This is a genomic window from Calothrix sp. NIES-2100 (genome assembly GCF_963875285.1).
GTDB lineage: Bacteria > Cyanobacteriota > Cyanobacteriia > Cyanobacteriales > Nostocaceae > Aulosira.
Window position 1 is genome coordinate 7,864,894 of sequence record NZ_CAWNLA010000001.1, and the last position, 26,573, is coordinate 7,891,466.

Sequence of the window (26,573 nt, forward strand, 5' to 3'; positions counted from 1 at the left end):
AGTAGGGTGTGTTATTTAGCGTAAAGCACCGGAAATCAGATACAAATGGTGTCGTACTTTAAGTTAACGCACCCTACAAACGCGATCGCACTCAACGGTATTCTTGCCTTGGAGTCGCATGGTTTCCAAGAAGCTGAACATCATAGCTACCAGTTGACCGCCCCAATGACTTCTGGCACCACCACTAACTTTGCGATGGACTACCACTGGTCGCAATGCCCTTTTCGCGTCATTATTATCCGGTTTCACCTCTGGATGAGAGAGAAAAGTAAACCAATCTGACCAATACTTGCGGAAACGATTGGCTAAATTCTGGGCATCAGCCGCCCACCTCCATGGTGGCGGATGATCAAGAACCTCTGCGATATTTCTTCTTCCATGATTCACCTTTTTGCCCAACATTTGTTCCTTCCCAAACATCTTTTATATTGAGATCCATTCTAGTTTTCCAGAAACTATCCTGTCCTTGTGCCTCTGCATAGGCGATTTCTGCATCTAACAGCAAATTAATAATCACATTAACTGCCTCTTGGTCTAACTCCTTTTTCGATTGAGTGAGCATCGTGGAAATTATTTGATCAACTTTTTGATAAATCAATGAAATCTTGGTCATCTGACCGCTTGATTCAAATACTGGATCGAAGTCACTCGAATTCCCTTGTATGCGTGCTGGATCATCTGAACGTTTGGAGCCTTCTGGTTCCAATACCAGATTTGAACGCAAACTCAACAAACTTTCTGTTGTTGTTGCATCGGATATCCCTCTGTAACCGCCTATATTAGTTTGTCGAGAAAAGATTTCTTTGAAAAATAACTGCTGAGTGGGGGTGAGGCGTTTATAAAGACTTTCTATTTTTTTCCTGGAAAGAATATGATGAATGGTATCTGCCATGCCCGCGTCCTGAAGTTCTCGTAACTTTCTGCTATATCTGAATTGTTCTTTTTCCTCATCATTTAAATAGGCAATTAACTCCTCATCTGTAGAATATTCATCTATATCTGAATCTAATTCCTCCTCGGCATAGAACATAGCCAGTCCTATCATACGTTCGTATCCTGTTTTATCTGATTCCTCTTCCAATGTCTGGGATTTCCATCGTTGGATGATCCTGCTATTATCTTCAACAATAGTTTTTGAAAGGTCTAATTTCGTTTTTCTCGCGGTGTCCAATAGTTTTCTTTGTGTTATTGTTTCAGGTCGATTGTCAACAGCAGCTTTCACCCCCATCAGGTCTGCCTCCCGTTCCAAAGCGCGGTCATCATTAATCGCCATACCCAGGGACTGCATCGTGGGCTTCACTCTCCCTTGCATCTGCTGGACAACGTGCCATGCTTCATGGGGTAAATGTTCCTCTTGTCCGGGGGCAACATGAATCTCAGTCCCTTGGGTATAAGCTAATGCCTGTAATTGGGCAGGTTTGGGCGAATTATAATGAACCCTAACATCATCTAAGGAATATCCCGATAAATTCTCAACCCCTGCTTTGAGGCCATCGGGTAATCCCGTTTGATTGGGGTTTCTCGATTCTTCCTGCCGTTGCAGTACTGTAATCTCAGATTTCGCCTGCAATTCCTCTTTATTCTCTTCCTGCCTCTGTAGCGTCTGCCTGGTTGACTCATACGCCCCCTGCCGAAAGAATAAATCCTGACCCGTGCTAAACGCCTTCGCCTGTATTGACCGATTCAACTCGTCCGACGGAACATCCGTATGAATACTCGGGAAATTCTGCGCTTTTAGACTGGGAGGCTGAACTCGCAATGTGTAAATACCAGCAGGAATGAATCTGAAGCTATAGTAACCATCAGGTTTGGTAGTTACTGTCTGTTCCAGTTCCACTAACTGTACTGTGGCATTAGCTATAGGCTGATAGTTGATGTCCTCTATTTCGCCCTCGATCGCAAAGCGGTCTTGTTCTAGCTGTAGAGCAGTTTTTTGTACTAGTTTGTAAGTTTCTAGTGGGACAGTGTTGTCCTTTAGAGGCTCTAAACTGATAGTGATGGTTGCTGCTACAGCAGCTCGTAATGGTGTACCTAAAGCTGTCCAAAACTCTGCCGGATTTTTGAGTCTATGTTAGAGTCGATGGAGGCTATTATGCCTCGCACCTCTCTGTTAGAACCGGACGTGCAGCTTTAACTGCATCCGGCTCACGATGTTCTTAGCTTGCGCTTTTGCTCATGTGCTTGTAGTCGTGGCAACTCTCGTGAATTGCTTTGAGGTTATTTTTCTTCCAGTTGGCATGATTTCCATCGATGTGGTGCAGGTGAACCCGCTCTTCACCGATAAATTTCATACCACAGGATGCACATTTATGGCTTTGCTTTTTGAGAGCAAAAGAGGTTTCGCCGTCGTAAAGTTTACTGTTACGTTTGCTCCAGAAAGTGATATCTCCGTCATAGGGAGATTTTTCACCTTTAACCATGACGTGTTTGCCTTGGGCGTAAGAAACTTTTGGGAACGCCTTCTCAACAAGTGTTTTACTTGAGTTGCGGTCGTTCTTGGCTTCCTTATTAAATACCGTGAACGCTCTGTGATTTATGTGCCAAAGTGAGAACCTTGACCCGTCCATCTTGCAGAAACGATGGTAGTTCCGCCATCCTCTAACTAAGGGGGCAAGCTTGAGAGCCTTGACCTTAGCGCCATAATTCGAGTTGTTGACGATAGCTTTTACTTTCTCGCGGAAGGCTTTAAAGTTACCCACTGAAGGGGTGCTTCTAAACTTTCCGTTGCTCTGAACCATGAAGTTCCAGCCTAGAAAATCAAAGCCGTCTGTCGTAGCGGTTACTTTGGTCTTTTTCTCGCTTACCTTCATCCCGCGTTCTGCTAGGAATTGGCTGATTTTCACAAGTATCTTGTTTGCGTCATCTTTAGGTTTTAGGAAATATACCATGTCATCCGCATATCTTACGGATGGGTGGATTTCTTCAATCCCGTTGAGAGCGATGTTCGCTAATAGTGGGCTAATTACTCCCCCTTGAGGTGTACCTTGTTCGGGGAATTCTGGGTTGACTCCTGCCTTGAGGCATCGGTATATTCCGAGTTTTAAGCCTTTTGGAGCGATGAGCCTATCCATGATTGCTGAGTGATTAATCCTGTCAAAGCACTTTTCAATATCGAGTTCTATGACTCGCTTCTCTATTCCGTTGCTATGGGAGCGTAAGTTGTTAAAAATGTATTGCTGGGCATCGTGTGCCGAGCGTCCAGTTCTAAACCCGTAGCTCCGGGCGTGGAAAGTGGCTTCGTGTGCTGGTTCTAAGGCATATTTTGCTAGGCATTGCCAAGCTCTATCCGCGATGGTCGGTATTTTTAGCATTCTGGTGGTTCCGTCCTTCTTAGGAATTGGAATTTCCCGTAGTCCGCCATGAGGTTCCCCCCGTTGTAGCGTGTGGCGTTGTTCCGTTAGGTGTAGCCAATTCAACCATTGGATTCCCTGGACTCTAGCTGCTATCCTGTTGATGATGCAGCGGGAATTGTCTCCAATCAAGTCAGGCTTTTAAGGTTGCGCCCTGCTTTTTCTTAGGTTGCTTTTCTAGGCTCAGTTTCACCGTAGGAACTCCCTGTTAGCACCAGTGTCAACCCGCAACGGTTGTCTGATTGCGCCCTGTTCCCAGCTTCACTCTACAAGAACCGAGCTTGTTCGGTGTGGGCAGATAAGGAGTCAAATCTGAGTCTGATTGGTAGGACTTTCACCTACATCTGACCGAGAGTTCAACCTGTTTCCCGTTGTCGGGTTGAGGTTGGCTTAGTTATGTACGGACTGATTACCGTGATTCACTAAGCAACGAATCGCACCAACAGAAGAAATCGTCAGAGGTAATGGTGGCTCTTGCTCACTTAGGCTACCTTGTAAAAATTGTTTGGGAATCGTGTGATAACGGGAGAGAACTTGTAGTACTTGGCTTAACAGTCGGTGTTCCTGTAAAGCTAATTCTGTGCCACCAAAAGGCCAAGCTGTAATTAAATAAGTACAGTCCATCCGCAATGGCGGACGTATAATCACAGCCTGTCCATTGTTACGCTCAATGCTTGGCTCGTTACTTCGCAGTTCTAAATTCTCACGAATATCGTAAAGAAATAAATTAATCGCCGTCTGTTGGGGATTAAAGTTTTCCACTGGACGGTCAAACATAATCATTACATTCGCCAGTTCTGCGGGTAAACCTGGCTGGGTTAAGATAGCCTTCAAAGTTTTGCTTAGGTCGTCAATCATAGCAAGCTCTCGGCAACGATGTCTGCGTTTGGCAACAGCTTGTCCAGTACTGGACTAACTATCTTGTTATCAAAGTCCTCCCAAATGGAGGTATCATTATGAACTTCATAAGCGAGGTAAGAAATAGAGCGGTGTTGATAAATCTGACACTTACAACCTCCTTGTTTTGATGAAACTGCGATCGCATATCCCTAACGCCACATTTTGCCCTCATACATGGCACAGATCGCACACTCAACTAAAATTAGTCAGTTTACCGGAGCTAGCCATCCCTGACAAAGGATTTCTGCTGAACTAATCACGCCATGCATCTTGGCTACATCCTGTTTACTCTTGCAACTCAACCAATATGTTAGTTGCTTGCTCTGTTAATTAAGTTACAAAGAAAATTTGAGGAACTTGTGAGGATAAAAGATATTTTTAGTCAAAAATATAACTATATTTTATCGAATTAACACTGCCACTTTAAAAGTAATAATTGAAACTTATGTTTAGCGTATGTGTTTTTCCTTTTCCACTAAGCGCAGCACAGCTGGTAAGAGGTAAGAGCTACATATAATTCTATGAATTTGTGTATTTATTTTCATATACCTCACAAATTCCTCACAACTGATCATTTAGAGTGAAATATCATACAGTATTTCTGTTTTAACGAGGTTAGTTGAAAAAATTGAGATTACTGAGAGATAAGCAAGACAGAAATTAGCAGTCATTTGGACTGTTTGATTCAAAGCAGGAAGCTTTATCTGATCGAGTTTTTAGCGCTCATTCAAAAGTAAATTTTCCAGATGCTTTTAGTATAATTTACTTCCTAGCAGAAAATTAAATCATTGATAAGTTAGTACTTTATAGGGAGATTTTAACGTGAGTTATCGAGTAACTACTACCCAAGGAAAATCTATCAAAATAACCAATCCTGGAACTAAAAATGCGACTAAAACAAAAAAAGAAGCATTACAGGATGTAACTGGTACGACTGTATTGCCGATAAGGGAAGAAGAAACTTCTGCTTTAGCTGCTAAATTAGTACCGTTATCCATGATTGTTATGCCAGCTACTCAACCCCGACACTATTTTGATACCAAAGGAATGCAATCTCTGATCGAATCAGTCCGCACCGAAGGTATCCTCCAGCCTTTGTTAGTCAGAAAAGTGGCTGATAAGTATGAATTAGTGGCAGGAGAAAGAAAATATCGTGCAGCTAAAAAATGTTCCTTAAAGGAAGTGCCTGTAACCATCCGAGAGATGTCTGATATTCAGGCAATACAGTATGCGCTGATAGAGAATTTGCAGAGGGAAAATTTAAATCCGGTGGAAGAGACAGAAGGCATCTTGGATTTATTGGCGCTAAGGTTGTCAAGCAATAGGGAAGGGGTTGTCTCACTACTCAACAAATTATCTAAAGCAAAACGGGGTGTGGTGGCGGACAACGATGTCCGCTCTGAAACCAAACAGATACTTGCAGAAGTATTTGCCAGTGTTGGCAAGATGTCTTCGGAGTCTTTTCGCACCCACAGGCTGCCATTACTCAATCTCCCCAATGATATATTGGATGCTTTGCGCTCTGGGGAAATCGAATATACAAAAGCTAGGGAGATAGGTAAGGTAGAATCAGAATCTGAGAGGATAGAGCTTCTGTCAGCAGCTATAGAGTATGATTTATCAATTAATCAAATTCGAGAGAAAGTAAAAGCTTTACAGCCACCTTCGGTGGGAATGGAACTGCAAAAGCTATTAGAAAGTACCTACAAACGAGTCAAAAAATTTAAAGTGTGGTCTAATATAGACAAACAAGAAAAGTTAAAACATTTGTTGGCAGAACTAGAAGCTTTGATTACGGCAAAGGAGATTAATCTGGGCGATCGCGATCCTTTAACATGGGTAGGTCACGGGGATTTACTGGTCGGAATTTCCGCTCAGGAGTCTGGAACTGTCGATCAATTTCCCAGCCTTTCTTCAAAAACGCTTGATTTATTTCGTAGGGAAGCGATCGATCTTTGGAAGCAAGCGGGACTGGATGGGCAAAGATTGGCGCAACTTGAGAATGTGACCTTGCAAGTTGCGGATCTCCCAGATGCTCAACTAGGGCTGACTTCAGGACAGATCATTACTATTGATGTTGATGCCGCAGGAAGAAGATGGTTTATTGATCCCACACCTAAGGACAATATTGAATTTAATGCAACTTTCTCTCAAGATGCTTTCTGGGCGAAAGCAGACAACGCTGCTGCCGGAAAAGTGGACTTGTTAACCGTCATCACCCACGAAATGGGTCATGTCTTGGGCATTCCTCACCTGGATAATCACTCAAATTCAGTGATGAGTACATCTTTGCCAGTAGGGGGGCGACGACTGCCAACATCTGGCGATTTAACTTACAGCCCATTCAACTATTCCTTATTCGAGGCGGAAGAGAAAGCAAAGGCACTAATTCAAGCATTAATGAAAACAGTCCATTTAAAACGATAATTGGTACTTTAAGCACAACCGATCAGGATCAAGGAGATACTTTCACTTACAGTTTAGTGACAGGTATTGGTGATACTGATAATACTGCCTTTGTGATTGTTAACGATCAATTACAACTGGCAACTTCATTAGACTTTGAAACCAAATCAAGCTACAGCATTCGAGTTCAAGCAGTCGATGCAGGTGGATTAAGCATTGAGAAAATCCTGACGATTCATGTCAGTAACGTCAATGAGGCTCCGACTGGGATTCAACTCAGTAACGCAACTATTAATGAACATAGTCCCAATGGAACGCTCATTGGTACCTTCACAACCATTGATCCAGATCAAGGAGATACCTATATCTATCAACTTTTAGATGATGCGGGTGGTCGTTTTAGTATTCAAGCAAACCGCTTAATTGTTACTAATAGTGCATTATTAGATTTCGAGCAGAACCGAGTTTATTCAATCATCGTTCGTACCCAAGATGCGGGGGGTTCTGGTTTTACTTACGATCAAGCATTTAGCATTACGGTTAATAATGTTATTGAATCTGATTTAACAGTACAGATCAAGGCAATTCCTACCACTGCAAATTTTGGTGAGCCTTTTGATGTTACCTGGATTGTTCGCAATACTGGTACCGATCCCACTACGAATTTGTGGAGCGATCGCCTTTACCTTTCTACAGACTCTACCTTGAGTCAAGATGATACAATCCTCCTAACTCAAAGCGCCAGTCAAACGCCCCTAGCTCCCAATGGGGAATATAGCCAGACTGCTACGGTTACCTTACCTCTCAACGATAGCTCGATTGCAGGGCGATACTACATCCTGGCTCAGACTGATACGTTTAACAGCCAGCCAGAAACGAATGAGACTAATAATCTTGATGAGCAAGCCATTTATTTTGATTTAGCTCCCTATGCTGATTTACAAGTCTCTCAGGTCACAGCACCTCAATTGACCGTGGGCAACCCGGCTGAAGTTACAATCGGCTGGCAGGTGGCGAATGTCGGTAAGGGTGCAGGAACAGTCACTTCCTGGGTTGATCGGGTGTTTGTCTCTGGTAATGCGATCGCAGGTGACGGTGATGACATACTAATTGGGGACTTTATCCATACTGGGCTACTAGATGTTGGTCAATTCTACAACCAAAACCAAACCGTACTTTTACCACCTAGATTCCAGGGGAATTATCATCTGTTTGTACAGACCGATGCAACGGGATTAGTGTTTGAAAATGGTTTAAAAGCTAATAACCAGGCCTTCGCTCCTAACTTCTTTGATGTTGTTCCTGTTCCCTATGCCGATCTAGCAGCCAAAGTTTGGACTTTAGGAGCTATTTCCCACAATGGAAAACTAGCCCGCAATCAAAGCTACGAGGGAGAACAAATCTTTAATCTCAACTCAGCTGCTACAGGACAATATGTAATTGTGGAAACTGGAGGAGCCTGGGAAGGAATTTATCAGGAAAATAGTTCTCAAGCGATCGCCACGAATGTTACTGCCAGTCCCGCTGATTTGCGGGTAACCAACATTACTGTTCCCAATAGTACCAACTTCTCAGGGGAAACAACGACAATTCAATGGACAGTGGAAAATCAGGGATCGCCAATTTGGTCAGGAACCCGCTATTGGACTGATTTAGTTTATCTTTTGCCAGACCCCCGCTTAACGGTGCAAAACTATAACCCGGGAGATCAAACACTGGGAGGAGTTAAAGCCTTAGGTTCATTTAGCCATCCAGCCGCCAATAGTTACACGCAAACCCAACAAATTACCCTGCCAGCAGGAATTGATGGCAAACAGTATATCTATATAAATAATCGCTGATATTGAAGGTGGAATTCTCGATCGGGGCGATAACAAACAAGCAATAGCAAGATATACCAGTGGAGGATTTGAGAATTTCGCTAACAACCTGTCAGTGACATCTATTCCAGTTACCTACCGTGAACCAGATCTCAAGATTACAGAGTTAACTGTTCCTACGCCAACCCCCTTCTCCGGTCAAACGATTCCCATTAGCTGGACAGTGACTAACCAAGGAAGCCGGGATACAAGAGAAAAAAACTGGGTTGACCAAATCTATCTTTCCCGTGACCCATCCTTAGATAAGAACGATCAAGCGTTAGGTTTTTCAATTCATACTGGTTCACTGACCCAAGGTGGCAATTATTCAGCAACATTGAACGTTGATTTACCCATTGGTGTCGCCGGAGATTTTTACATCCTAGCCGTTACTGATGCTGGAAATGGGGTGGGTGAATTTAAAGATGAGGGAAATAATATTACTGCTACGCCTTTATCTATTTCCCTAGCAACGCCTCCCGATCTGAAAGTTTTTCCCTTCACAGTTGTCGAACATGCTACCGTGGGACAAAGCTTTAACCTGAACTATACCGTTAAAAACGACAGTAACGGGAATACACCAGCTAAACAGGGAACCTGGAGAGATTTAATCTATTTATCCCGCGATCGCTTCTTGGATCTGCAAAGCGATGTCTATCTGGATTATGTTGTTCACCAAGGGGGGTTAGCTGCTAGCGCTGATTACACCATCAATAAAACGCTCAAACTACCCAATTATTTAACCGGATCGTTTTATCTTTTCGTCGTCACTGACCCAGCCAATGATTATTCTGGTGTCAAAGGACAAGTCTTTGAGGGTAGCAACGAGAACAATAATGCAACGGCCAGCACTCAACCCTTAATTATCGAATTGCCGCCGCCTTCCGATTTACAAGTTGATCAAATCACCCTGCCAAGTTCTGCTCAGGTCGGAGATTCCCTGCAACTGGAATGGACTGTCTCCAATCACAGCAATCAAGATGCAATCGGCAGTTGGACTGATGCTGCTTATCTATCGAGTGATGCCATCTGGGACATCAACGATCGGCTGCTGGGTCGAGTTCCGCATCAAGGCACCTTAAAACCGGGAGACAATTACATTGCCAAAATACAAGCTACTTTACCCCCGGCCACGCCTGGCTCGTATCGCATCATTATTCGCCCAGACATTTATAACCAGGTTTATGAGAGTGGGTTTGAATCCAATAACCGGACAACTTCTGCGGATTACCTGAATATCACCGTGCCCCAATTGCAATTGGGTGTTCCTCAGAATGTAACGCTCGCTGGTAAGCAAGAGCGCCTGTTCCAGGTGAATGTAGACTTAGGGCAAACACTCAGAGTCAATCTTAGCTCCAGCGCCAGTGATGCCAGTAATGAATTGTTCCTGCGTTACGGTGCTGCGCCTACAGATACTATCTATGATGCAGCGGATGAAGGTGTTTTAGCTCCTAACCAATCTGCCTTAATTCCCACAACTAAACCAGGTTCCTACTATATTCTGGTGCGGGGACAAACCAACAATCCGGTCACGTTAACAGCGCAAGTACTTCCCTTTGGCATTTCTGCTATTGAAACAGACAAAAGTGGAGATAGTCGCTTTGTCACCACGACGATTACAGGGGCGCAATTCCAGCCCGAGGCGATCGTTAAACTGGTTCGTCCCGGTTTTGCCGAATATGAACCTGTGCGTTACCAAGTCATGGATAGCACCAAAATTATTGCCATCTTTGATCTAACAGCAGCACCCCACGGACTTTATGATGTCAAAGTCATCAATCCTGATGGGCAGGTAGCGATCGTGCCCTATCGCTATTTGGTGGAACAAACCATTGAACCGGATGTGGATGTTGGTTTAGGTGGGCCAAGAGTGATTACGCCCGGAGAAAAAGGTACTTATGGGGTATCTGTTCGCAGCCAGACTAATATTGATATTCCCTATGTGCAGTTCCAGTTTGGCATTCCTGAACTCGGCAAAAATGGAGTTATCTATGGCTTTAAATATGCTACTTTTAGCTCTAACCTAGGTGGTAAACCAGATAACGCTACGGTTCAAGGGCTTCCTTGGGCTAGCTTAGTTTCAAATGTGAATACAACGGGTGAAATTCTTGTGCCGGGATATGTCTTTGATTTACCAACACGCGACTGGATCGGACAAACCTTTACGGTGCAGACCTATCCTGGTTTAAAAGAACTGGTAGATCACAACTTTGAACGTATTCGCCGCATAGTTGATGATAGCCTTCCCGAATTTCGTGGCAAAATTAAACAACCCGAAGACTTAGATTTAATCTCCCCAGGATTATTTGAGATTTATCAATCACTAGGAACTCCTCTGAGCGACGTAGACCCTGAAGATGTTGCCTTTAAATTCCATGTTCTTGCTAGTGCTACTGTTTTAACCCGCGAGGAATTTATTGCCCAACAAACCCAGGAAGCTCTCAAATTACGCGACGCGATTCTTGCTGATGTTACGCTTCAAGAACCCACCAATCGTTTCCGTAGTTTGTTGACAGGGAGCAACGCGATTTGGTGAGGTCGGATAAAAAACGTGCGTTCACGCAGTGTGCCGTAGGTATCGCTAAAAACTCATTTCGGTATAAATAGGATATTTATTACAGTTAATTACGTATTAATACTAATTAAAATTGGCTGATAATTTTAGAATATGAAGATGAGTTGTTTTTTTGGGACAAAAAAAAGGTAGGATTCCCGAATTTTTTCCGCGTCCTGGTTTTTCCCACAAACCTCCTAAACCCTGATATTGCCAGCGTTTAATCGTCTCCCTTACTGTCTGTTGTGCCCAATCTAGATACTCTGCGATAGTACGGTACGTTCCATCCGTGGGCATTTAGGCGCAAGGCGATCGCTCTTTGTTTAGTTCTACGTGGGACTTGATCTGCACAACTGAGTTCTTTTAGTGTACGGTCTTCTTCGGCAGTTAGTATTATTCTTAACGCACTTGGCATCAGTTATTACTTAATTTCTGAACTCTTTCTATCTTACGTTTTTTTTGGTTGACCTACTTAGTACGCGAATTAACTTAACTTTTCGTCCGCATGTGGGAGGCAACAAATGAGTACTGTTGTCTCTACCGAAAAAGCATCGGTGCTGGTGATATTGCGGCGAGAGTATCTGGACATTACTGGCAACTTCTGTGCTGCCAAGCTGATTGAGTATTTCCGACACTGGACTAAATGGAAGCTCAAAAATCACCGCACTCCTTGGGTTTACCAGCCACTCAAACGAATTTATGCTGACCTAATGGGTGAGCATAGTCTTCATGTCATTAGGAGTGCGATCGCTCGGCTTGAGGAGATGGGCATTCTCTCCAAGCAGAAAAATCCTGGAAATGGGCAAGATAAGACTTGGCAGTATAAATTAAACTTTGATGTACTGAATAAGCTACTTGAACTTGGTAAGTGCAAAACTGAACATTCCAGATTCAATGCAGAACAATATCACAGATCCCATCCTGAAACTTCTAAGCCACAACAAAACACTGCTATTAGGGAAGTAAAGGATGAAGGAGTAAAACAAAGCGAATATGAGCCAGCTCAGCAAACCCCAAAATCAAAGCAACCCCAGATCACTCACTTCGTTGATGAATTAGAACTGGATGACTCGACGGGCGGGATAGACTCTCATGAGGACGAATTTTCCGAGGCGGAGGTCGAAGCAGGTTCAACTTCGGATAAGCCAAATAAGCAGCAAATTGCTGAGGTTTGTACAGAGTTGCGACGGTTACGAATAAACCCAGAGCCATGTTTGGGGGTGGTAAAGAAATATTGGGTGAATGTACAGGGGGCGATCGCTCGTGTAAAAGAAGCAATTCACGAGGGATGGTGTGACAATCCGACTGGCTTATTTATCAACAGCTGCAAGAGTGGGGCTAAGGGCAAGAATGTGGTGACATCGAATGTGAGTGCTTGGTTTGATTGGGCGAGGCAGCAGAGGATTGCGTTCCCCGAAGGGGTTGCCGCAGGCATCGCAATGTCTGGCGGATTCGTGTATGCGCCTTCGGGGGATGCAGTGGAAGTGCAGGAGATGATGCGGCGGTTTCCTTTAAAGGAGTAAGTAGGGCGGTGCAATTAAACATAACTGGCGAGGACTGTCATTTGTCATTTGTCATTGGTAAGGGTTTCAAGCCAATTTACGTTTCTTAACATAGTTTGGTTTTTTTCCACCGACTTACTTAACAAGAGCGAATTACTCAGATGTTAGATGAATTAGAAAAACTCATAGAGGAAGAATAGGCACTCATTAGAAGTTATGCTAGTTGCGATTAGCTTTATGATCAAACCCCGGCCTTAATCAACCCACAGAGAAACAAACTGGAAATTTTTGCCACTAAACAACCCGCGATCGCTCAATTTTAAATCGGGAATCACCAACAGCGCCATAAACGAAAGCGTCATAAATGGTGCTAATAGTTGAGAACCCAGACGTTTTGCCCAAGCATCCATTTGAGCATACTGTTTTGCAACTATGTAGCCGTCTGCATCACTCATCAGTCCAGCTACGGGTAAAGTCAGCACTTGGATAGTGTTGCTTTCTACTACAGCAATACCTCCTTTAGCGTCAATCACCGCATTCACCGCCGCGCAGAGTTCCTCATCAGTTGTACCCACAGCAACGATATTGTGGGAATCATGAGCAACACTAGAGGCGATCGCACCTCGTTTTAATCCAAAATTTTGAATTAGCGCTACAGCTGGTGGAGTATTTTTGTAACGGTTGACAACGGTAATTTTCAGAACATCATTTTCTATATCTGTGATGACTTCGCCATTTTGAATCTGAGCAGGTAAAAGTTTTTCTTCTGTAATTAATTGTCCGTCAAATGCTGTCATAACTCGGACTGTTGTACCTTGTGCGGGGATGCGAAATTCGGTTATTTGTTTTTCAGTAGCACTAAAGTTATTTATCGGCGCAACTGGCAAGGATGATATTAATGCTTTACCTTCTTTAGCAACTAAAATTCCCTGGCAATAGGTAGATAACACCTTAAATTCTCGCAAATTGTTGACCACAATGAAATCGGCAGGATCGCCAACTTGCAGCAATCCCACATTCATTTTGTAGTGCCAGACAGGATTAACACAGGCTATTTGCAGCACATCCATTACATCATGACCTAATGCCACAGCACGCCGCACCAGTTCGTTGATATGTCCTTTGACTAAATCATCAGGATGCTTGTCATCACTACAAAACATACATTGATCTGAATGGGAATCTATCAAGCTGTGTAGTGTATCAAAATTTTTAGCTGCCGAACCCTCACGAATAATAACTTTCATCCCGAATGCAATTTTATCCAAGGCTTCCGTCAGGGTGCAGCATTCGTGGTCGGTAGTAATTTTAGCATTAGCATAGTTACGTGCTGCCTCACCGCACAATCCTGGTGCGTGTCCATCAACTGGATGTCTTAGTTCTTGGGCAATACGGATTTTTTCCATCACCTCAGTTGTGCGATTTAAAACGCCGGGAACGTTCATCACTTCGCTGAGGTAAGAAATACCATCCTGCTCAAAAAGTTCACGAATTTCTTTGGCTGATAATTCTGCACCTGCTGTTTCAAAGCCAGTTGCAGGAACGCAGGAAGGCGCACCAAAAACAATCGTAAATGGTGTTTGGGCAGCATTGGCCAGCATAAATCGAATACCTGCTAATCCTAAAACATTAGCAATTTCATGGGGATCGGAAACTGCTGCTACCGTACCATGTACCGTTGCCAAACGAGCAAATTCTGTTGGTACGAGCATAGAACTTTCGATATGAACGTGGGCATCGATAAAACCAGGAAGGATATATTGGTCGTAGTGTTGCCCATTTTCATGTGCGATCGCTTGAATCTTGCCGTCTACAATAACAACTGTTCCCGGAAATATAATTTTGTGGAGAAGATCTACAATGTTTCCAGAAACGCTAGACTTTGCCATAACCCACCCTCCGGGAAAATCACGGCAGCTTACTTTATGTTACGCATTTAAATTGTATATTTCGCACTAAGGTTGCCAAGAGTTAAGAGTCGAAAATCCAAGCCAACCTTTGACCCTGGAACGCCAGTTTTTTCAGGTCTGGCGACCGAACGCACTGGCTCCTTTTGACCTTGGACATCCCCAATGCAAGAATATTTGATTTAGGTGCGTATCAGCTTAAGTATAAAGTTATTGACTGAAAATATATTTACATATTAAGAATCTGTAATTTTGATATTATTTTTGATTCCTCACAAATTCTTCATTTTTGATCTGTAGTCTAAAAATCGGAGTAATCGCCTGAGCTGCTCGGTTATCGATATGAAAGCTGGTCTAACCATGTCCTCAAATAGCAGGACTGAAGGAGGCATACTCGATGAATTCCCTATATCGCAAAAGAGAGCATCTAGATGGGCATCTGAACAATGCAGATATTGAATGCATTGTGCCATTCATTTTTTGATCGATTCAGGCAGGCGAAATGCTTGTAATGGTTCCATTCAGGGATGGAGCATTGGGTTCATCGTCTAGAAGAAATTGGAGATAACAGTTATGAGTTTACGACAAGATTTTTATTCTGCTGGTTTTTTACCCAATTCAGAGGACAGCCGTCTTATTCCCCACAGTCCATTGCAAGAGGTTGATCGTTACCTCAATCGTTCAAACTATACCTGGGCCTCCTCCGAAATTCCTCAAACTTCTTCAGTTTCTGGACTTTCAGGTCATCAACCCTCGTCATTCAGAATCATTCCGGATGAGCCAGGAACTGGACGATCCCAAGCGAAGCTGACTACAGACTTCTGGAAATGGTCTTATTCCATTCCGGCGGATCAAAGCCCCTTTAATGATACAACTGGAGAATTTGCTGATGTCAATCAATCCGGTTCTGTCTTCTTCTTGACAGGGGCGCTCTTTGTACCAGGAGGAGCTGATCCAGCAGAACCGGGTACAACCCGTGACATTGAAGTGCCTCGCGGTAAAGAAATTTTCTTGCCGATACTCAATGTGGAATGGGATAATGCTCAATTACAGGCTTTTTTTGGCAATTTTTTCAGAGATTTGCCTGATAATGGCATCTTGACCCCCAAAGAACTCCGTAACTTGAACGAAAATAACATGCAAACGGCAACGGACATGTTTTTCAAGATTGACGGAGATACCCTGTTTGCCGATGCAGACTGGGGCGATGATGGGTTAATGGGTTATCGGCAAGTCACTCCGACTCCGAAGGGATTTAACTATACCATCCCGGAAAACAACGTGTTAGGTCTTCCCTTGGAAGCAACTGACAATGGTCGTGGGCTGATTCAAGGCGGGATGTCAGATGGGATTTGGATAAATCTGGTGTTAGATCCGGGGTACCATGAACTTAGTTTTGGTGGAACCTTTAACTTCGGCAGCATTAATATAGACTTGGATGGAGATGGGCTTTTCAACGAACCAGGTAAAGAAGTCGCCTATCAGGATGCATTCAAATTATTAGGTAAGTTTGAAACTGGTGTCAATTACAACATCACTCAGCTTTGAAAATGCTGAGATGATGATCCCGCTTTGCAGACTCTGATTAAGAGGCTTTTGGCGAAGTTTGGAGATCGCAAAGATGATGAGACGATACAGTATCTCTATGGACTGTAATTACTTTTTTGGGCGTTGCATTATTGCGGGATGATTTTGAAATTTTTATCAACAACTATTCACAGCGTCACCGTGTCAGCCTTAATCATCCCATTATTTAGCAACGCCCTTTTTTGGAATAGAGGGTAGAGGTTGGAGTTCAATATTTCCCAGCGCACTATGAATGAAGCCAAACTTGCCGTCTATGCACATATATTGAACTTCAATAGCCTGATTTTTGACAAACTTAGCATTCATTTGGCATCCTCGATCATCTTGCCAAATGTAGGTATAAATCTCTCTCTTGCCAATGGGTTCACCTAAAAGCTTCAGCATCTCAGCATAGGTCTTAGCTTGTTCAACCTCCAGCCCCCAGTTTCCCAATATTTCTCTGGTGTTAATTTTTCCCCCTTCAATAATTAGTGTGACTTGCTCAGTATTATTTTTACGTGACCAACGTGCGACGAATCCATCAAGTGGAATATTCTGTCCGGGTTTTCCTAATTTAGAGACGACTTGTTCGTAGGTCATGCCGCTCTCTAGCTTTTCAAATACTTCAGAGATCCGACTGGGGCTTTCAGGGGTTGTATTTGATTGCTTTGCTACAAGATCTGAACCGCTAAATCCCGGCAAGCCGCTCAGAAGCACGATTAACCCAGCCATTGAAGCAATAAAATAGGTACTCGTTTTCACGGTTATAAACCTCCTGTCAATGCAAAGAAAATTTAATCTAACTTTGTAGATATTCAAAATCTAGTCTCAAGTCCAGTTCCAACCGTATATGCTTAAACACCCTTATCGAGATTTTGATTTTTCTACGGTTGTATGAAACCACCCTGCTTTCCCAAATTTGAGAGGGGATGGGGGTAAGGACACCCTAAAACAGCGATTCAGTTCGCACCTACACTGATGACAATAATTTTGTCTGGGTGAATGAAATCCTTGACAGCCTGGTTAACTTGATTCAAAGTAACAGCTTGAATTTGACGAGGTTGTTGATGCAGTTCCTCCGGTTTGTATCCATAGACTTGGTTGTTGAGAATCATCTCAGCTAAAACATCTTGATCGGCTAAAGCCAGTTGATATCTGCTGACTAAACTCTGTTTCGCTATCTCAACTTCAGACTTACTCACCCCTTGCTCTTGTAACTGCTTGAGAACAGCCAGAGTAATATCAATTGCTTTTTCGGTATTTTCTGGTGCAGTCTGCATGAGGATAGTAAATAAACCGAAATTGTGCCCAGTCTGGAGATTACAGCCAATTGTATAAGTCAATCCTTGATGGTAGCGAAGTTCATTTCCTAAACGGCTGGATAATGAACTACCGCCCAGAATTTCGTTGAGGATTTTTAACTCATAGAATTTAGATTCTGTCAAGTTAGAAATTGGATAACCCATGACAATCAGTGATTGGGTTTGGCTTGGCAGTCTTTTTCGCAAACGCACGATTTGATTAGGAGGTGAAACCGATGGCAAATTAGAGGCAGAAGGAGCATTGTTACTAGCTTGCCAACTGCCGAGTATGGCTTCTAGTTGCGATCGCACAACAGTTGGATTAAAGTCTCCGACTAAAGCTAGTACGGTTGTGTCAGGGCGGTAGTATTTTCGGTAAAAATCTACAACGTCTTCTCGACTAATTGCTTTGAGAGTTGCTTGAGTGGGAGGCGCAGACAAGGGATGATTGGCGGGATAAATTGCTTGTAGAAACAATTGCTTGGCAGCATCAACTGGATTTTCTGCACCCGCATTTAAAGCATTTAGATAAGATTGACGGCTAGATTCTAAAGATTCTGCTGGAAAAGAAGCATATTGCATCACATCTGCGAGCGTTTCGAGCAAGAAGGGTAAATCGGCTTTTAAGCTTATCCCGGAAATATAAGTACCTTCCCTGTCTGGCTGCACTGCGAGTCCAAATCCCCCCCTATTTTCAAACTCTTCAACAAGCCAGATGGATTGGTTGAATAAGTTCATAGCGGTAAGGGTAGACAGACCTATTTTTTCTTTCGGGTCAAACTCTTGGCCAGCGCGAACAAAACCCCTAAGGGAAACAGATGGATTGCTGGAGTCAGGTAGGAGTAAAATTTGCAAGCCATTAGATAAAGTTAACTGCTGTGGTATGGCTTGCTGGGATTTAGCAGTTGATGGTGGGAACGGCGGCAAATACTTAGCGACCTCTGGAAATGAGAAAGGTTTTGTGGGACGAAAGTCTGCGGTAATGCGGCTAAAATCTGTAATGTTAAGACTGCCAGAAACTTGTGTCTGTTTAGTTGGTTTTAACCATCCTAAAGTACGGTTCTCTGTTTTCAAGTATTGATTGGCAACCCGTTGCACGTCAGCAGCAGTCACTTGAGCAACAGCTTCTAAAAAACGGTCTGTCTGACGATAATCTCCGGTCGTACTTTGGTCGTAAGCTAATAGACTTGCTTGGCTATTAAGATTGCGGCTGCTAAAAATTGTCCCAGCTTGGATTTGTTTCTTCGCCCGGTTTAACTGTTCATCCGTTACACCTTGAGTTTGTAAATTGGCGATGACTTGTTCAATAGTCCGCTCAACGTTTTCCAATTTCCGATCTAGATTGGCGGTCACCCCTAAAAAGTACCATCCGCCATCACTATATAAATTTGTATTTCCTACCACCTCACTAGCCAAACCAGACCAGACCAAAGCTTGATGAAGCTTAGAAGTTGCCCCAGAAGTCAGAATATAATCCATTACCACTAAAGCAGATATATCGGGGTGATTGCGATCGGGTAAAGGATATACTAGTGCCAGCAAAGGAAGCTTTCCTGGTTGGTTGATCACAACAGATTTACGAAGTGATGGGTTGGGAGAAAAAGCCAATTTGTTCGCGTTTTCTTCTCGGCTTGTCATCCCCTTACCTTTGGGAATCTTACCAAAGCTTTCTTGAATTGTTTTGAGAGTTGGTTCAGTTGAAAAATCTCCCACAATTACAATCAAGGCGTTATCTGGTCTGTAATTTTTGCGGTAAAAGTTCCGCGCTTGCTCGACTGTAATCTTTTCAAAATCAGCTTTTGTGAGAACTTGACCGTAAGGATGATTAGCAAAGGCTGATTGCATTACAGCACTGTAAAGGCGGTAGTTGGGGATATTTTCTGTAGCTTGCAGTTCAGCGATCAGAACTTGTTTTTCTTGAGTGATGCCGTTATCATCAAACACGCTATTCTGCATGCGGTCAGCTTCTAGAGTCAGCAGTGCGTTAAGTTTATTTGACTCGACATTATCAACGTAGCATGTATAATCATTAGCGACCCAGGCGTTAAACTCACTACCAAGAGCAGTTAACAAATGTCGAAAATCAACTGGGCGGACTTGGGTTTTTCGGAACAACATGTGTTCGACTAAATGAGCAATCCCCTTCTCGGATGGTGCTTCATAAGCTAAACCAACTTGATAACAAACTTGTAAGCTTACGACTGGTGCTGTATGAACTTCCTTAGTCAGAACCGTGAGTCCATTTGCTAAAACAGTTCTGCGGACTTGAGCCGTTAGAGACGGTGAAGTAATTTCAATACTGTTTTTATTACTGATTAAACTGTAAGAATTGTCTGCATTGTTAAAGAGTAATTCTTGTGAGGTATTTTGCTTGGTTGGTTGCAGAGTTTTCGTTGGAGCCATGCGAGTTTCTGCACCCATCAGTAACACTGCTGACAATATTGTTGCAGTCGTTCTTTGCAAAATTTGTCTTTGACTCCTGATGATATTGCAAAGAAAGTTGATGTTAAACTGTTTTGGGTACATATTTCCTCTCACAGTTATTAATTATTGTTGAGAATCTCGTTGGTAAAATTAACTAAAACATTATTCATTTGTAGTAAGCACACTTTGTACTTACTACAATGACATTTATTTATTCTTGATTTTCTATTCCTCAATGAAGTATTAAATCTTTCAATCTGGCATTAGCATTTATATAGCGATAGGAGCAAAAAACTTGTGTATCTACAGTTTTTTGGAAATATTCCCGTGCCTTGTACTTATCACCCGCAAGCAAATACTTATACCCGATCAAGAACAAGGCATCACTTGTTTGGCATTTATTTCTAGCTCTACCAATCAATTCTGCGTCCGTGAGCTTGCCTAAATTAAAATTCAATAATTGTAATTGCCATTCTCCTTCGTGATAGTTTTTCACATATTTTTCTAGTAGTTGCTGCGCTTCTGCATTCTTACCGAGATGCCGTAAAGCAATACTATAATATGAGACTGCATAGGCACCTGGTGCTTTCACAAGCTTGGTATACTTTTGATATTCCTTAGCGGCATCCTCAAATTTATTTTGTAGGAAGTAAGCAAAAGCTAAATCTGCATGTGCTATTACGTAGGAGCTATTTCTTTTCAGAACTTCGTTATATTCTTTAAATGCCTGTTCGTAATCTCCAACAAATAACAACGCGTCTCCTAATTTTCTATGGTGCTGCGGACTAGCAGAAAGTCTAACAGCTATTTTGCTCTCTGCTACAGCCAAATTATAAGCTCCCTGATGAATATAAAAATCACTTAAACCCATATGTGTATCAGCATCTTCTGGTGCAAGCCGAATTGCATCTTTAAATGCTTTAATTCCCTGTGTAATTGCATCAGCATCCCAGCAATCCTTTGAACGATGAATATTGTCACCGTAGATGCTACCAATTAACTTGTAGTTTTCGGCATCATTCGGAGCTAATCTGTTCGCTTCCTTCGCTTCCAATAAAGCTAAATCATTTTTGTCTCTGTCAAAGTAAATTATTGACAATAACTGATGATTGTTGGCATTATTGGGTTGAGCATTAATAGCTTTCTGGAGTTCAATAATAGCTTTTTCTTCATATCTAGCTTGTTCATTATTTCCTGCTTCCTTGTGGCTAAGATTGTAGTACAACATTCCCGCTATCAGGTTAGGATGAGGAATTACTTTGAGACTTTCGGAATCAGGAAAAGTCCGCAAAACTTCCTGATATTCATGATTGATTTCATTCAATAAATTGATATTACTCTGCTGTATTGCTTTTTCAGTTAACAACCTATATAAAACCAAATGAGCAGGAGCAAATTCTGATTCTAAACTAATTCCGTTTTGCACAGTTTGAATCGCTGTATCCAAGTCTTTAATCTTACCAGTCTCCTGGTATTTTTGGAAATAGGCAGTAGCTAAGGCTAGGTTTACCTCTGGGTCATTGGGGTTTTGTTTTAAAGCCTGTTCTATTTTTTCAATAGCTGAGTTGATGTTTTGGGCTACAGCTAAATTTAACGGATGAAGAGCAGAAAAAATCACTAAAAAACTTGCTAAAGTATAAACAAGTATTTTCTTGTAAATATGTCTATTTACAGCCCTTTGCATACTACTCGCCTCCTGAGGTTTTTGCAAGGACTTAATTATTATTTCTATTTTTATTTTAAGGAAGTTCTCTGATAAAATGTAATTATTGAAACACTTCTTTATTGAGCTATATTACTCCCTGCCAATCGCACACAACCGACTTACATTTGTAGGAATAGGGAATAATTAGTTTGACTTATAGCCAAGCAAGGGGCTGGTGGCAAATGGATTGATCTGTATTCCTCGCCAGTAACTGTGGTATAAATTTTTGAAAAGCGATCGCCTCAGTTCCACAAACCACGATCAAGAATAGAAATTAAAAGCAGGTTAAAAACAGATCTAAAGCTTGCTCGCTGTAATTATGACGGCTCAAATCCACTTCATCCTCAACGATCGCACGGTCTGTACCTCTCAATCTCCAGGTAGTACTGTGCTAGACTATCTGCGCTCATTAGAACGACTCACAGGAACTAAAGAGGGTTGCCGGGAAGGAGGATGTGGTGCTTGTACGGTACTTTTAGGAGAATTACAAGGCGGAAACCTGGTTTACAAATCTGTCCTCTCCTGTTTGTTACCTCTGGGTGAAATATCAGGGAAACATCTCGTCACCATAGAAGGATTAAATCAACAAAAGCTTTCTCCCGTGCAACAAGCGATCGCTGATTTTGGTGCAACCCAATGCGGCTTTTGTACGCCAGGTATTGTCATGTCTCTGACTGGCTACTTGTTGGCAAATGAGACAGAAGTCAGTGATGAAGGTGTAAAAAATGCTTTAAGTGGTAATCTTTGTCGCTGTACAGGTTACGCATCCCTGAAGCGGGTGGGTAGTTTCTTAGTGAAGCTATTTGGCAATAGAACAAAATTAACTATTGCAGATTTAATCGCCCAGAAAATCATTCCCGAATATTTCCAAGATGTGCGATCGCGTCTATCCCAGTTAGCCCCAACAACTTTAGAAAATGGAAAAGCAACGCCAGATTTTGTGATTGCCGGAGGTACTGATATTTATGTAGAACAAGACGATGTCATCCCAGATTCTCAAGTGACGTTATTAAACCAAACTTCAGTTGCAGAAATGAAGGGAATTTCCAGCTATGACAATCAGATTCACATTGGCGCACTCACGACTTTTGCAGAGTTTGCTACCCATCCAGAAATTATCAAACTGATTCCCGATATCCAAACCTACGTGCAGCGAATAGCCTCTTGGCAGATTCGCAACCGTGCGACCTTGGGCGGTAATATCGTTGCTGCTTCTCCCTTGGCAGATGGGAGTATCATGCTGTTAGCCCTAGAGTCACAGTTAGTACTCGACTACGGAGTACAAAACCGCATCCTACCAATGACAGATTTCTTCCAGGGATACAAGGAAACAGCGAAAAAATCCGGCGAAATTTTAACCGAGATTGTGATTCCTCTCCCCTCTGCACTGACAAAGTTTAATTTTGAAAAAATATCGAAACGTCAATATTTAGATTGTGCTGTAGTTAATAGTGCGATCAAAATACGCTGTGAAGGGGATGTCATTCGTGAAATTGCAGTTTCTATGGGAGGTGTTTCTGCCATTCCTCTGTTATTAAAAGAAACTAGTGCTTATTTCCTTGGGAAAAGAATCACATCCAAAACGATTCAGGGTGTTTTACCTTTCTTACAACAGGAAATTTCTACCATAAGCGATGTACATGGTTCTGAGGAGTATAAGCGACTGCTAGCGCGTCAGGTATTAATTGCTCACTTTACCAAGCTGTTTCCAGAATTTTTGCAAGTGAGAGATGTTTATGCAACGAATTGATTCTGTTTACCACGTTCGAGGGGAGTCAGAATTTGTAGATGATATGCTCCCACCAGCCGAAATGCTTTACGCATCTGTGTTTTCTTCATCAGGAAAATGAGGCTGATTATTGGGAAGTAACAGAAAGATTTGGAAAGGATTTTGCAGAGTTAAATCAGGGACCTGCGGCTGGGCAACAACAGAATTACAGCAGTTTTCGAGCAAACCCGCCACAAAAATAATTGGGAAACTAAGTCCAGGATTGGTTTTAATATTTCTATCTGTGGTACGTTTGATTGCAATTTGCTGTATTATATACACAGAAAATTTTGACATGAAAAATTATCTTAATTATCCAAAAAGATTAAATAGAAGTCTAATCAAACTGCTGATACTAACAGTAGTGACAGTGCTTGCTTCAATTATGTATCCGGCTCAAAATCAACTGTTAAAGCCTCCGATTGTCTATGCCAAATCCACTAATGCAACTGAGACGATTGAACAAGTGGTAGATGTCAATATAAAAACTACTATTTCATCACTTGACGAGTATCATCCAGGGAAAATATATCTTTTAATAAAAAATAAATTTAATAAAGATATTTTGATAAGTCAAGTTTGTCCGATTGGTCCTGATTTTATAGATTTTGTTTATTCAAAAGATAAGATAACTATTTCTCCTCATCAAACCCAAATTCTTGCAATTGAAATCAAAACTCAAGGTCAAGTTTTACCTGGAAAGCATCTTTTTTTATTTAACATTTTTTTTCAATGGAAAGATTTAGGTAAAGTTAAAATAATAAATCTAGTTTCTTTTAAAGAAATTAACGTTGGGGTTATAGGTGAATCAGAGATTCTCAAGCTTCTGGGAGTACCATCTCTTCTAGTTCTTCCAGGATTTCTAATGCTAGTGACAGTAAAAATATTTTGGGAACTTAATAATACTAAAGACAAAAATAACACATTTCCACTAAAAACTATCAGCCCGGAATTCTGGTTCATAGCCATAACATTATCAATACCTATGATATTTCTTTATCCTATTATTACTGAGCGGGTTTTAAAAATCCGTCGTAGCTATCTAGAAACCTATGGACCCACCGATGTATTACTAGTTTGGGTATCTTCAATACTTCTTGCTGCTGCATTATACTTAATAAGTATAGGTTCAATTAATTTATATAAAATATGGAGAATAAAACAAGATGCTCCTTCACCAGAAGATGACCCTGTAACAATACTGTACAAGCTAGATAAGCAAGGTTTAGGGGTTGCTCTAGAGTGTGTGAATTTGAAAGGGATAGAACAACCTGTATTTTTACTTGAATCCACAAAAGATGACAAAGAAAAGCTTTGGGTAGCTCCTCCTATTATCTTGGAATGGCTTAAAGGAAGTGAGTGTAAGACACTGCGGGAAGATGTGAGCAACCAACTTACTCTCCAAGGTAAGGCTAAGACTTTGGCAAATTTACTCAAAAAAGGTGAAAAAATTAAGGCACTGCGAGTAGATTGGCAAACTGGAAGTAATATCCTTAAACCTAAGCAAGTGAAGAGTATAGATATTACAAATTATTCAAAGGATATTTTTGTCAAAGAAAAATGAACATATCTAAGGAGAACAGGATTATGGCATCACAATATATTGTCCTACTTCAAACCCCTTTCTCTTTTGAAAAAGGGGTTTATGTGGCGGTCATTTAAGAGCCGCGACTGTGGAATAAGTTTGATGTCGTGTCATTTTAGAGCCGCTACTAGGTAAGAGCCGTATCATCCTTTCAGATTACCTAGTTTTTGATACTCACAGTTTTAACCTCCAAACAAAATTTACAGATTTTATTTGTGGTAATCCCTTGTCAAACCACCTGATAAACCATCCTCATACTTCTACTGAAATACTAGGTCTACCCTTAGTTAACTATATTATAACATGAACAAAAAAAATATCATAAATGGAGTAATTTTACAAGTGACCTTAGAAATTAAAATCCACGATTTCCAGTTATCTTTGATCTGGGCTGAGACAATTCTCGACCTTCTTGAAGAAAACCCTCCTTCTTCACCTTTATTTTTTCTTGGTCGTGACTACGAATACAAGAAACAGTTTGAAGCTCTAAAGCAAAACAAAGAACCTTTGTGTCTAAAGTTACCTTGGCTGGGGATGAACAAGGAACTTTACCTCAAACTGCCTTGGAAAGATCAAAAGCTAGCAGGACAACATTTTTGGGTATACTACTTATTCGGTAAGAAAGGGCACATAGATATCAATGGTGAGAAAGCTTGGCAAGCACTCGTTCCGTTTCGCTGTAATGTTCCTGTTGTGGTAGAGTCTCCGCAGTGCTTCGGGGAAAAAGGCTACCTCAAATTAGAATCATTTTTTTATCCTCATGGTATTGCTTTAGTTGTAACAGCAAGATGTCGCAGCCAACTTCCCTTGGATAAAGCTGTTGATGTAGCCTTTCAAGTTAGAAGGGGAAAAACATTGGAGGTGGAATGGAATCCAGGAGTTTCAGAAAACTTAACTCTTTGCACTTTTGCTGAGAAATGTTTCACAGCTTTTCGCGCAGGTATTCTACAACGTAAAACACAATCAGTTGAACCTTTTACAATCTTTACTGTTATCAGAGGGGAGGGGGTAGACCCAACTACTAGATTAATTACAGATGAAGTCCATCGTGCACTGCAAGCAGTGACTGAATGGAACCAAGATTATAAATTTGCACATCTCTTAGGTATCGATGAGACAAAGTTAGCAATTAGAAAGATATCTCCTGATAGTCACATCATATATGAACGTCCAAGGAGTCGAGCAATTTGGTTCCCAGCGTTATTTACTCAACCACCAGAAACTCATGTACACTCTCTTAGCTGCTACCATAATAATTTTGTGTTTGCATCCCTGCAAGTAGAGAGCCTAGGTAGCCTAGTCTCAGTAGTGGCTGAAGACATAAGGAGCGGGAAAAAAGAGTTTCTTAACTTACCAAAACACCTTCGTGATTGTGTGAAGCAGGCAGTTGTTAATCTTAGCTTGCTTTATGGAGGTAGTTATGATACATACCGCTCTTCAAGTCCTCGAGTTCAACTTGAACAGAACTCTATTATTGAAGACATTAACGAAGTTCGGAAAGCTCTTAACTGGAATCCCCTATCATAAGCACACTGTTCAGTAGATGTCAGGTGTGTTATGACCGAGGAAATCGCCCCTGATTTTCCCTTAGCTTAATGGTGATTCATCACCCATCCTGCACCATAACAACTAGAACCAAAAAAAAGGCGATCGCCTTTTTTTATTTCCTCACAACTTCCTCAACATCTTTATTATAAATTTAGTATGTAAATAAAATCACTGACCATCCTGACTGTTTAGCTCTAC

16 protein-coding genes and 2 pseudogenes are annotated in these 26,573 nt (G+C 41.8%); 8 read left to right on the forward strand and 10 right to left on the reverse strand.

Annotation, left to right across the window (positions count from 1 at the left end; genetic code table 11):
- Window positions 1-93: 93 nt before the first annotated feature.
- The 4 genes and pseudogenes from AACU32_RS32065 to AACU32_RS32080 all read right to left on the reverse strand — a co-directional run.
- Window positions 94-366, reverse strand: a pseudogene (locus tag AACU32_RS32065) (IS66 family transposase); the annotation flags it as partial.
- Complete coding sequence (locus AACU32_RS32070; RefSeq protein WP_339378719.1) at window positions 350-1,999, reverse strand: eCIS core domain-containing protein; 1,650 nt, start codon at window positions 1,997-1,999, stop codon at window positions 350-352. The gene AACU32_RS32070 and the pseudogene AACU32_RS32065, both read right to left, overlap by 17 nt.
- A gap of 157 nt (window positions 2,000-2,156) precedes the next feature.
- Window positions 2,157-3,362: pseudogene (locus AACU32_RS32075) on the reverse strand (group II intron reverse transcriptase); the annotation flags it as partial.
- 378 nt (window positions 3,363-3,740) lie between these two features.
- On the reverse strand, window positions 3,741-4,208 hold the full coding sequence (locus AACU32_RS32080) for a DUF4255 domain-containing protein (RefSeq protein ID WP_096605844.1): 468 nt from the start codon (window positions 4,206-4,208) through the stop codon (window positions 3,741-3,743).
- Window positions 4,209-5,072: 864 nt separating this feature from the next.
- Here AACU32_RS32080 and AACU32_RS32085 point away from each other — a divergent pair.
- The 3 genes from AACU32_RS32085 to AACU32_RS32095 all read left to right on the forward strand — a co-directional run bounded on the left by AACU32_RS32085 (window position 5,073) and on the right by AACU32_RS32095 (window position 11,051).
- Complete coding sequence (locus AACU32_RS32085) at window positions 5,073-6,677, forward strand: ParB/RepB/Spo0J family partition protein (RefSeq protein ID WP_339378447.1); 1,605 nt, start codon at window positions 5,073-5,075, stop codon at window positions 6,675-6,677.
- Window positions 6,677-8,497: a CARDB domain-containing protein gene (locus tag AACU32_RS32090; protein WP_339378720.1), complete on the forward strand. Its 1,821-nt coding sequence runs from the start codon at window positions 6,677-6,679 to the stop codon at window positions 8,495-8,497. The genes AACU32_RS32085 and AACU32_RS32090 overlap by 1 nt, the downstream gene beginning before the upstream one ends.
- Window positions 8,498-8,591: 94 nt before the next feature.
- Window positions 8,592-11,051, forward strand: a complete 2,460-nt coding sequence (locus tag AACU32_RS32095; RefSeq protein ID WP_096605848.1) for a CARDB domain-containing protein — start codon at window positions 8,592-8,594, stop codon at window positions 11,049-11,051.
- Between the two features lie 238 nt (window positions 11,052-11,289).
- Here the strand turns inward: AACU32_RS32095 and AACU32_RS32100 are convergent, their stop codons facing one another.
- Window positions 11,290-11,484: a hypothetical protein gene (locus AACU32_RS32100; RefSeq protein ID WP_339378448.1), complete on the reverse strand. Its 195-nt coding sequence runs from the start codon at window positions 11,482-11,484 to the stop codon at window positions 11,290-11,292.
- Between the two features lie 106 nt (window positions 11,485-11,590).
- Between AACU32_RS32100 and AACU32_RS32105 the strand changes: the two genes are divergently transcribed.
- The gene (locus AACU32_RS32105) at window positions 11,591-12,592 is read left to right on the forward strand and encodes a hypothetical protein (protein ID WP_096605852.1); all 1,002 of its coding nucleotides are present in this window, start codon (window positions 11,591-11,593) and stop codon (window positions 12,590-12,592) included.
- A 233-nt stretch (window positions 12,593-12,825) separates the two neighbouring features.
- Here AACU32_RS32105 and ade read toward each other — a convergent pair whose 3' ends face one another.
- Window positions 12,826-14,460: an adenine deaminase gene (gene ade, locus AACU32_RS32110; protein ID WP_096605854.1), complete on the reverse strand. Its 1,635-nt coding sequence runs from the start codon at window positions 14,458-14,460 to the stop codon at window positions 12,826-12,828.
- 591 nt (window positions 14,461-15,051) lie between these two features.
- Here ade and AACU32_RS32115 point away from each other — a divergent pair.
- Entirely contained in the window at window positions 15,052-16,026 is a 975-nt protein-coding gene (locus AACU32_RS32115) for a hypothetical protein (protein WP_096605856.1), read from the forward strand.
- Between the two features lie 201 nt (window positions 16,027-16,227).
- On the opposite strand, the gene AACU32_RS32120 is transcribed toward AACU32_RS32115, so the two are convergent.
- The 3 genes from AACU32_RS32120 to AACU32_RS32130 form a co-directional block, all read right to left on the reverse strand.
- Window positions 16,228-16,806 carry a hypothetical protein gene (locus AACU32_RS32120; protein ID WP_339378449.1) on the reverse strand — a complete coding sequence of 193 codons (579 nt, stop codon included), beginning with the start codon at window positions 16,804-16,806 and terminating at the stop codon, window positions 16,228-16,230.
- A gap of 197 nt (window positions 16,807-17,003) precedes the next feature.
- A complete protein-coding gene (locus AACU32_RS32125) occupies window positions 17,004-19,808 on the reverse strand; it encodes a M16 family metallopeptidase (RefSeq protein WP_339378450.1) in 2,805 nt (934 codons plus the stop codon).
- A 193-nt stretch (window positions 19,809-20,001) separates the two neighbouring features.
- Window positions 20,002-21,453 carry a tetratricopeptide repeat protein gene (locus AACU32_RS32130; RefSeq protein ID WP_096605862.1) on the reverse strand — a complete coding sequence of 484 codons (1,452 nt, stop codon included), beginning with the start codon at window positions 21,451-21,453 and terminating at the stop codon, window positions 20,002-20,004.
- Between the two features lie 340 nt (window positions 21,454-21,793).
- Here AACU32_RS32130 and AACU32_RS32135 point away from each other — a divergent pair, with 340 nt between their 5' ends.
- Window positions 21,794-23,224, forward strand: a complete 1,431-nt coding sequence (locus AACU32_RS32135) for an FAD binding domain-containing protein (RefSeq protein ID WP_096605864.1) — start codon at window positions 21,794-21,796, stop codon at window positions 23,222-23,224.
- A 66-nt stretch (window positions 23,225-23,290) separates the two neighbouring features.
- Here AACU32_RS32135 and AACU32_RS32140 read toward each other — a convergent pair whose 3' ends face one another.
- Window positions 23,291-23,539: a hypothetical protein gene (locus AACU32_RS32140; RefSeq protein ID WP_096605866.1), complete on the reverse strand. Its 249-nt coding sequence runs from the start codon at window positions 23,537-23,539 to the stop codon at window positions 23,291-23,293.
- Between AACU32_RS32140 and AACU32_RS32145 the strand changes: the two genes are divergently transcribed.
- Complete coding sequence (locus AACU32_RS32145; protein ID WP_096605868.1) at window positions 23,538-24,806, forward strand: hypothetical protein; 1,269 nt, start codon at window positions 23,538-23,540, stop codon at window positions 24,804-24,806. The genes AACU32_RS32140 and AACU32_RS32145 overlap by 2 nt on opposite strands.
- A gap of 324 nt (window positions 24,807-25,130) precedes the next feature.
- On the forward strand, window positions 25,131-26,354 hold the full coding sequence (locus tag AACU32_RS32150; protein WP_096605870.1) for a hypothetical protein: 1,224 nt from the start codon (window positions 25,131-25,133) through the stop codon (window positions 26,352-26,354).
- Window positions 26,355-26,573: the final 219 nt, after the last annotated feature.

Coding starts and splice junctions, on each gene's coding strand:
- AACU32_RS32080 (WP_096605844.1), bottom strand. CDS start 4,208: ATGATTGACGACCTAAGCAAAACTTTGAAGGCTATCTTAACCCAGCCA.
- AACU32_RS32100 (WP_339378448.1), bottom strand. CDS start 11,484: ATGCCAAGTGCGTTAAGAATAATACTAACTGCCGAAGAAGACCGTACA.
- AACU32_RS32105 (WP_096605852.1), top strand. CDS start 11,591: ATGAGTACTGTTGTCTCTACCGAAAAAGCATCGGTGCTGGTGATATTG.
- ade (WP_096605854.1), bottom strand. CDS start 14,460: ATGGCAAAGTCTAGCGTTTCTGGAAACATTGTAGATCTTCTCCACAAA.
- AACU32_RS32115 (WP_096605856.1), top strand. CDS start 15,052: ATGAGTTTACGACAAGATTTTTATTCTGCTGGTTTTTTACCCAATTCA.
- AACU32_RS32130 (WP_096605862.1), bottom strand. CDS start 21,453: ATGCAAAGGGCTGTAAATAGACATATTTACAAGAAAATACTTGTTTAT.
- AACU32_RS32135 (WP_096605864.1), top strand. CDS start 21,794: ATGACGGCTCAAATCCACTTCATCCTCAACGATCGCACGGTCTGTACC.
- AACU32_RS32145 (WP_096605868.1), top strand. CDS start 23,538: ATGAAAAATTATCTTAATTATCCAAAAAGATTAAATAGAAGTCTAATC.
- AACU32_RS32140 (WP_096605866.1), bottom strand. CDS start 23,539: ATGTCAAAATTTTCTGTGTATATAATACAGCAAATTGCAATCAAACGT.
- AACU32_RS32150 (WP_096605870.1), top strand. CDS start 25,131: ATGAACAAAAAAAATATCATAAATGGAGTAATTTTACAAGTGACCTTA.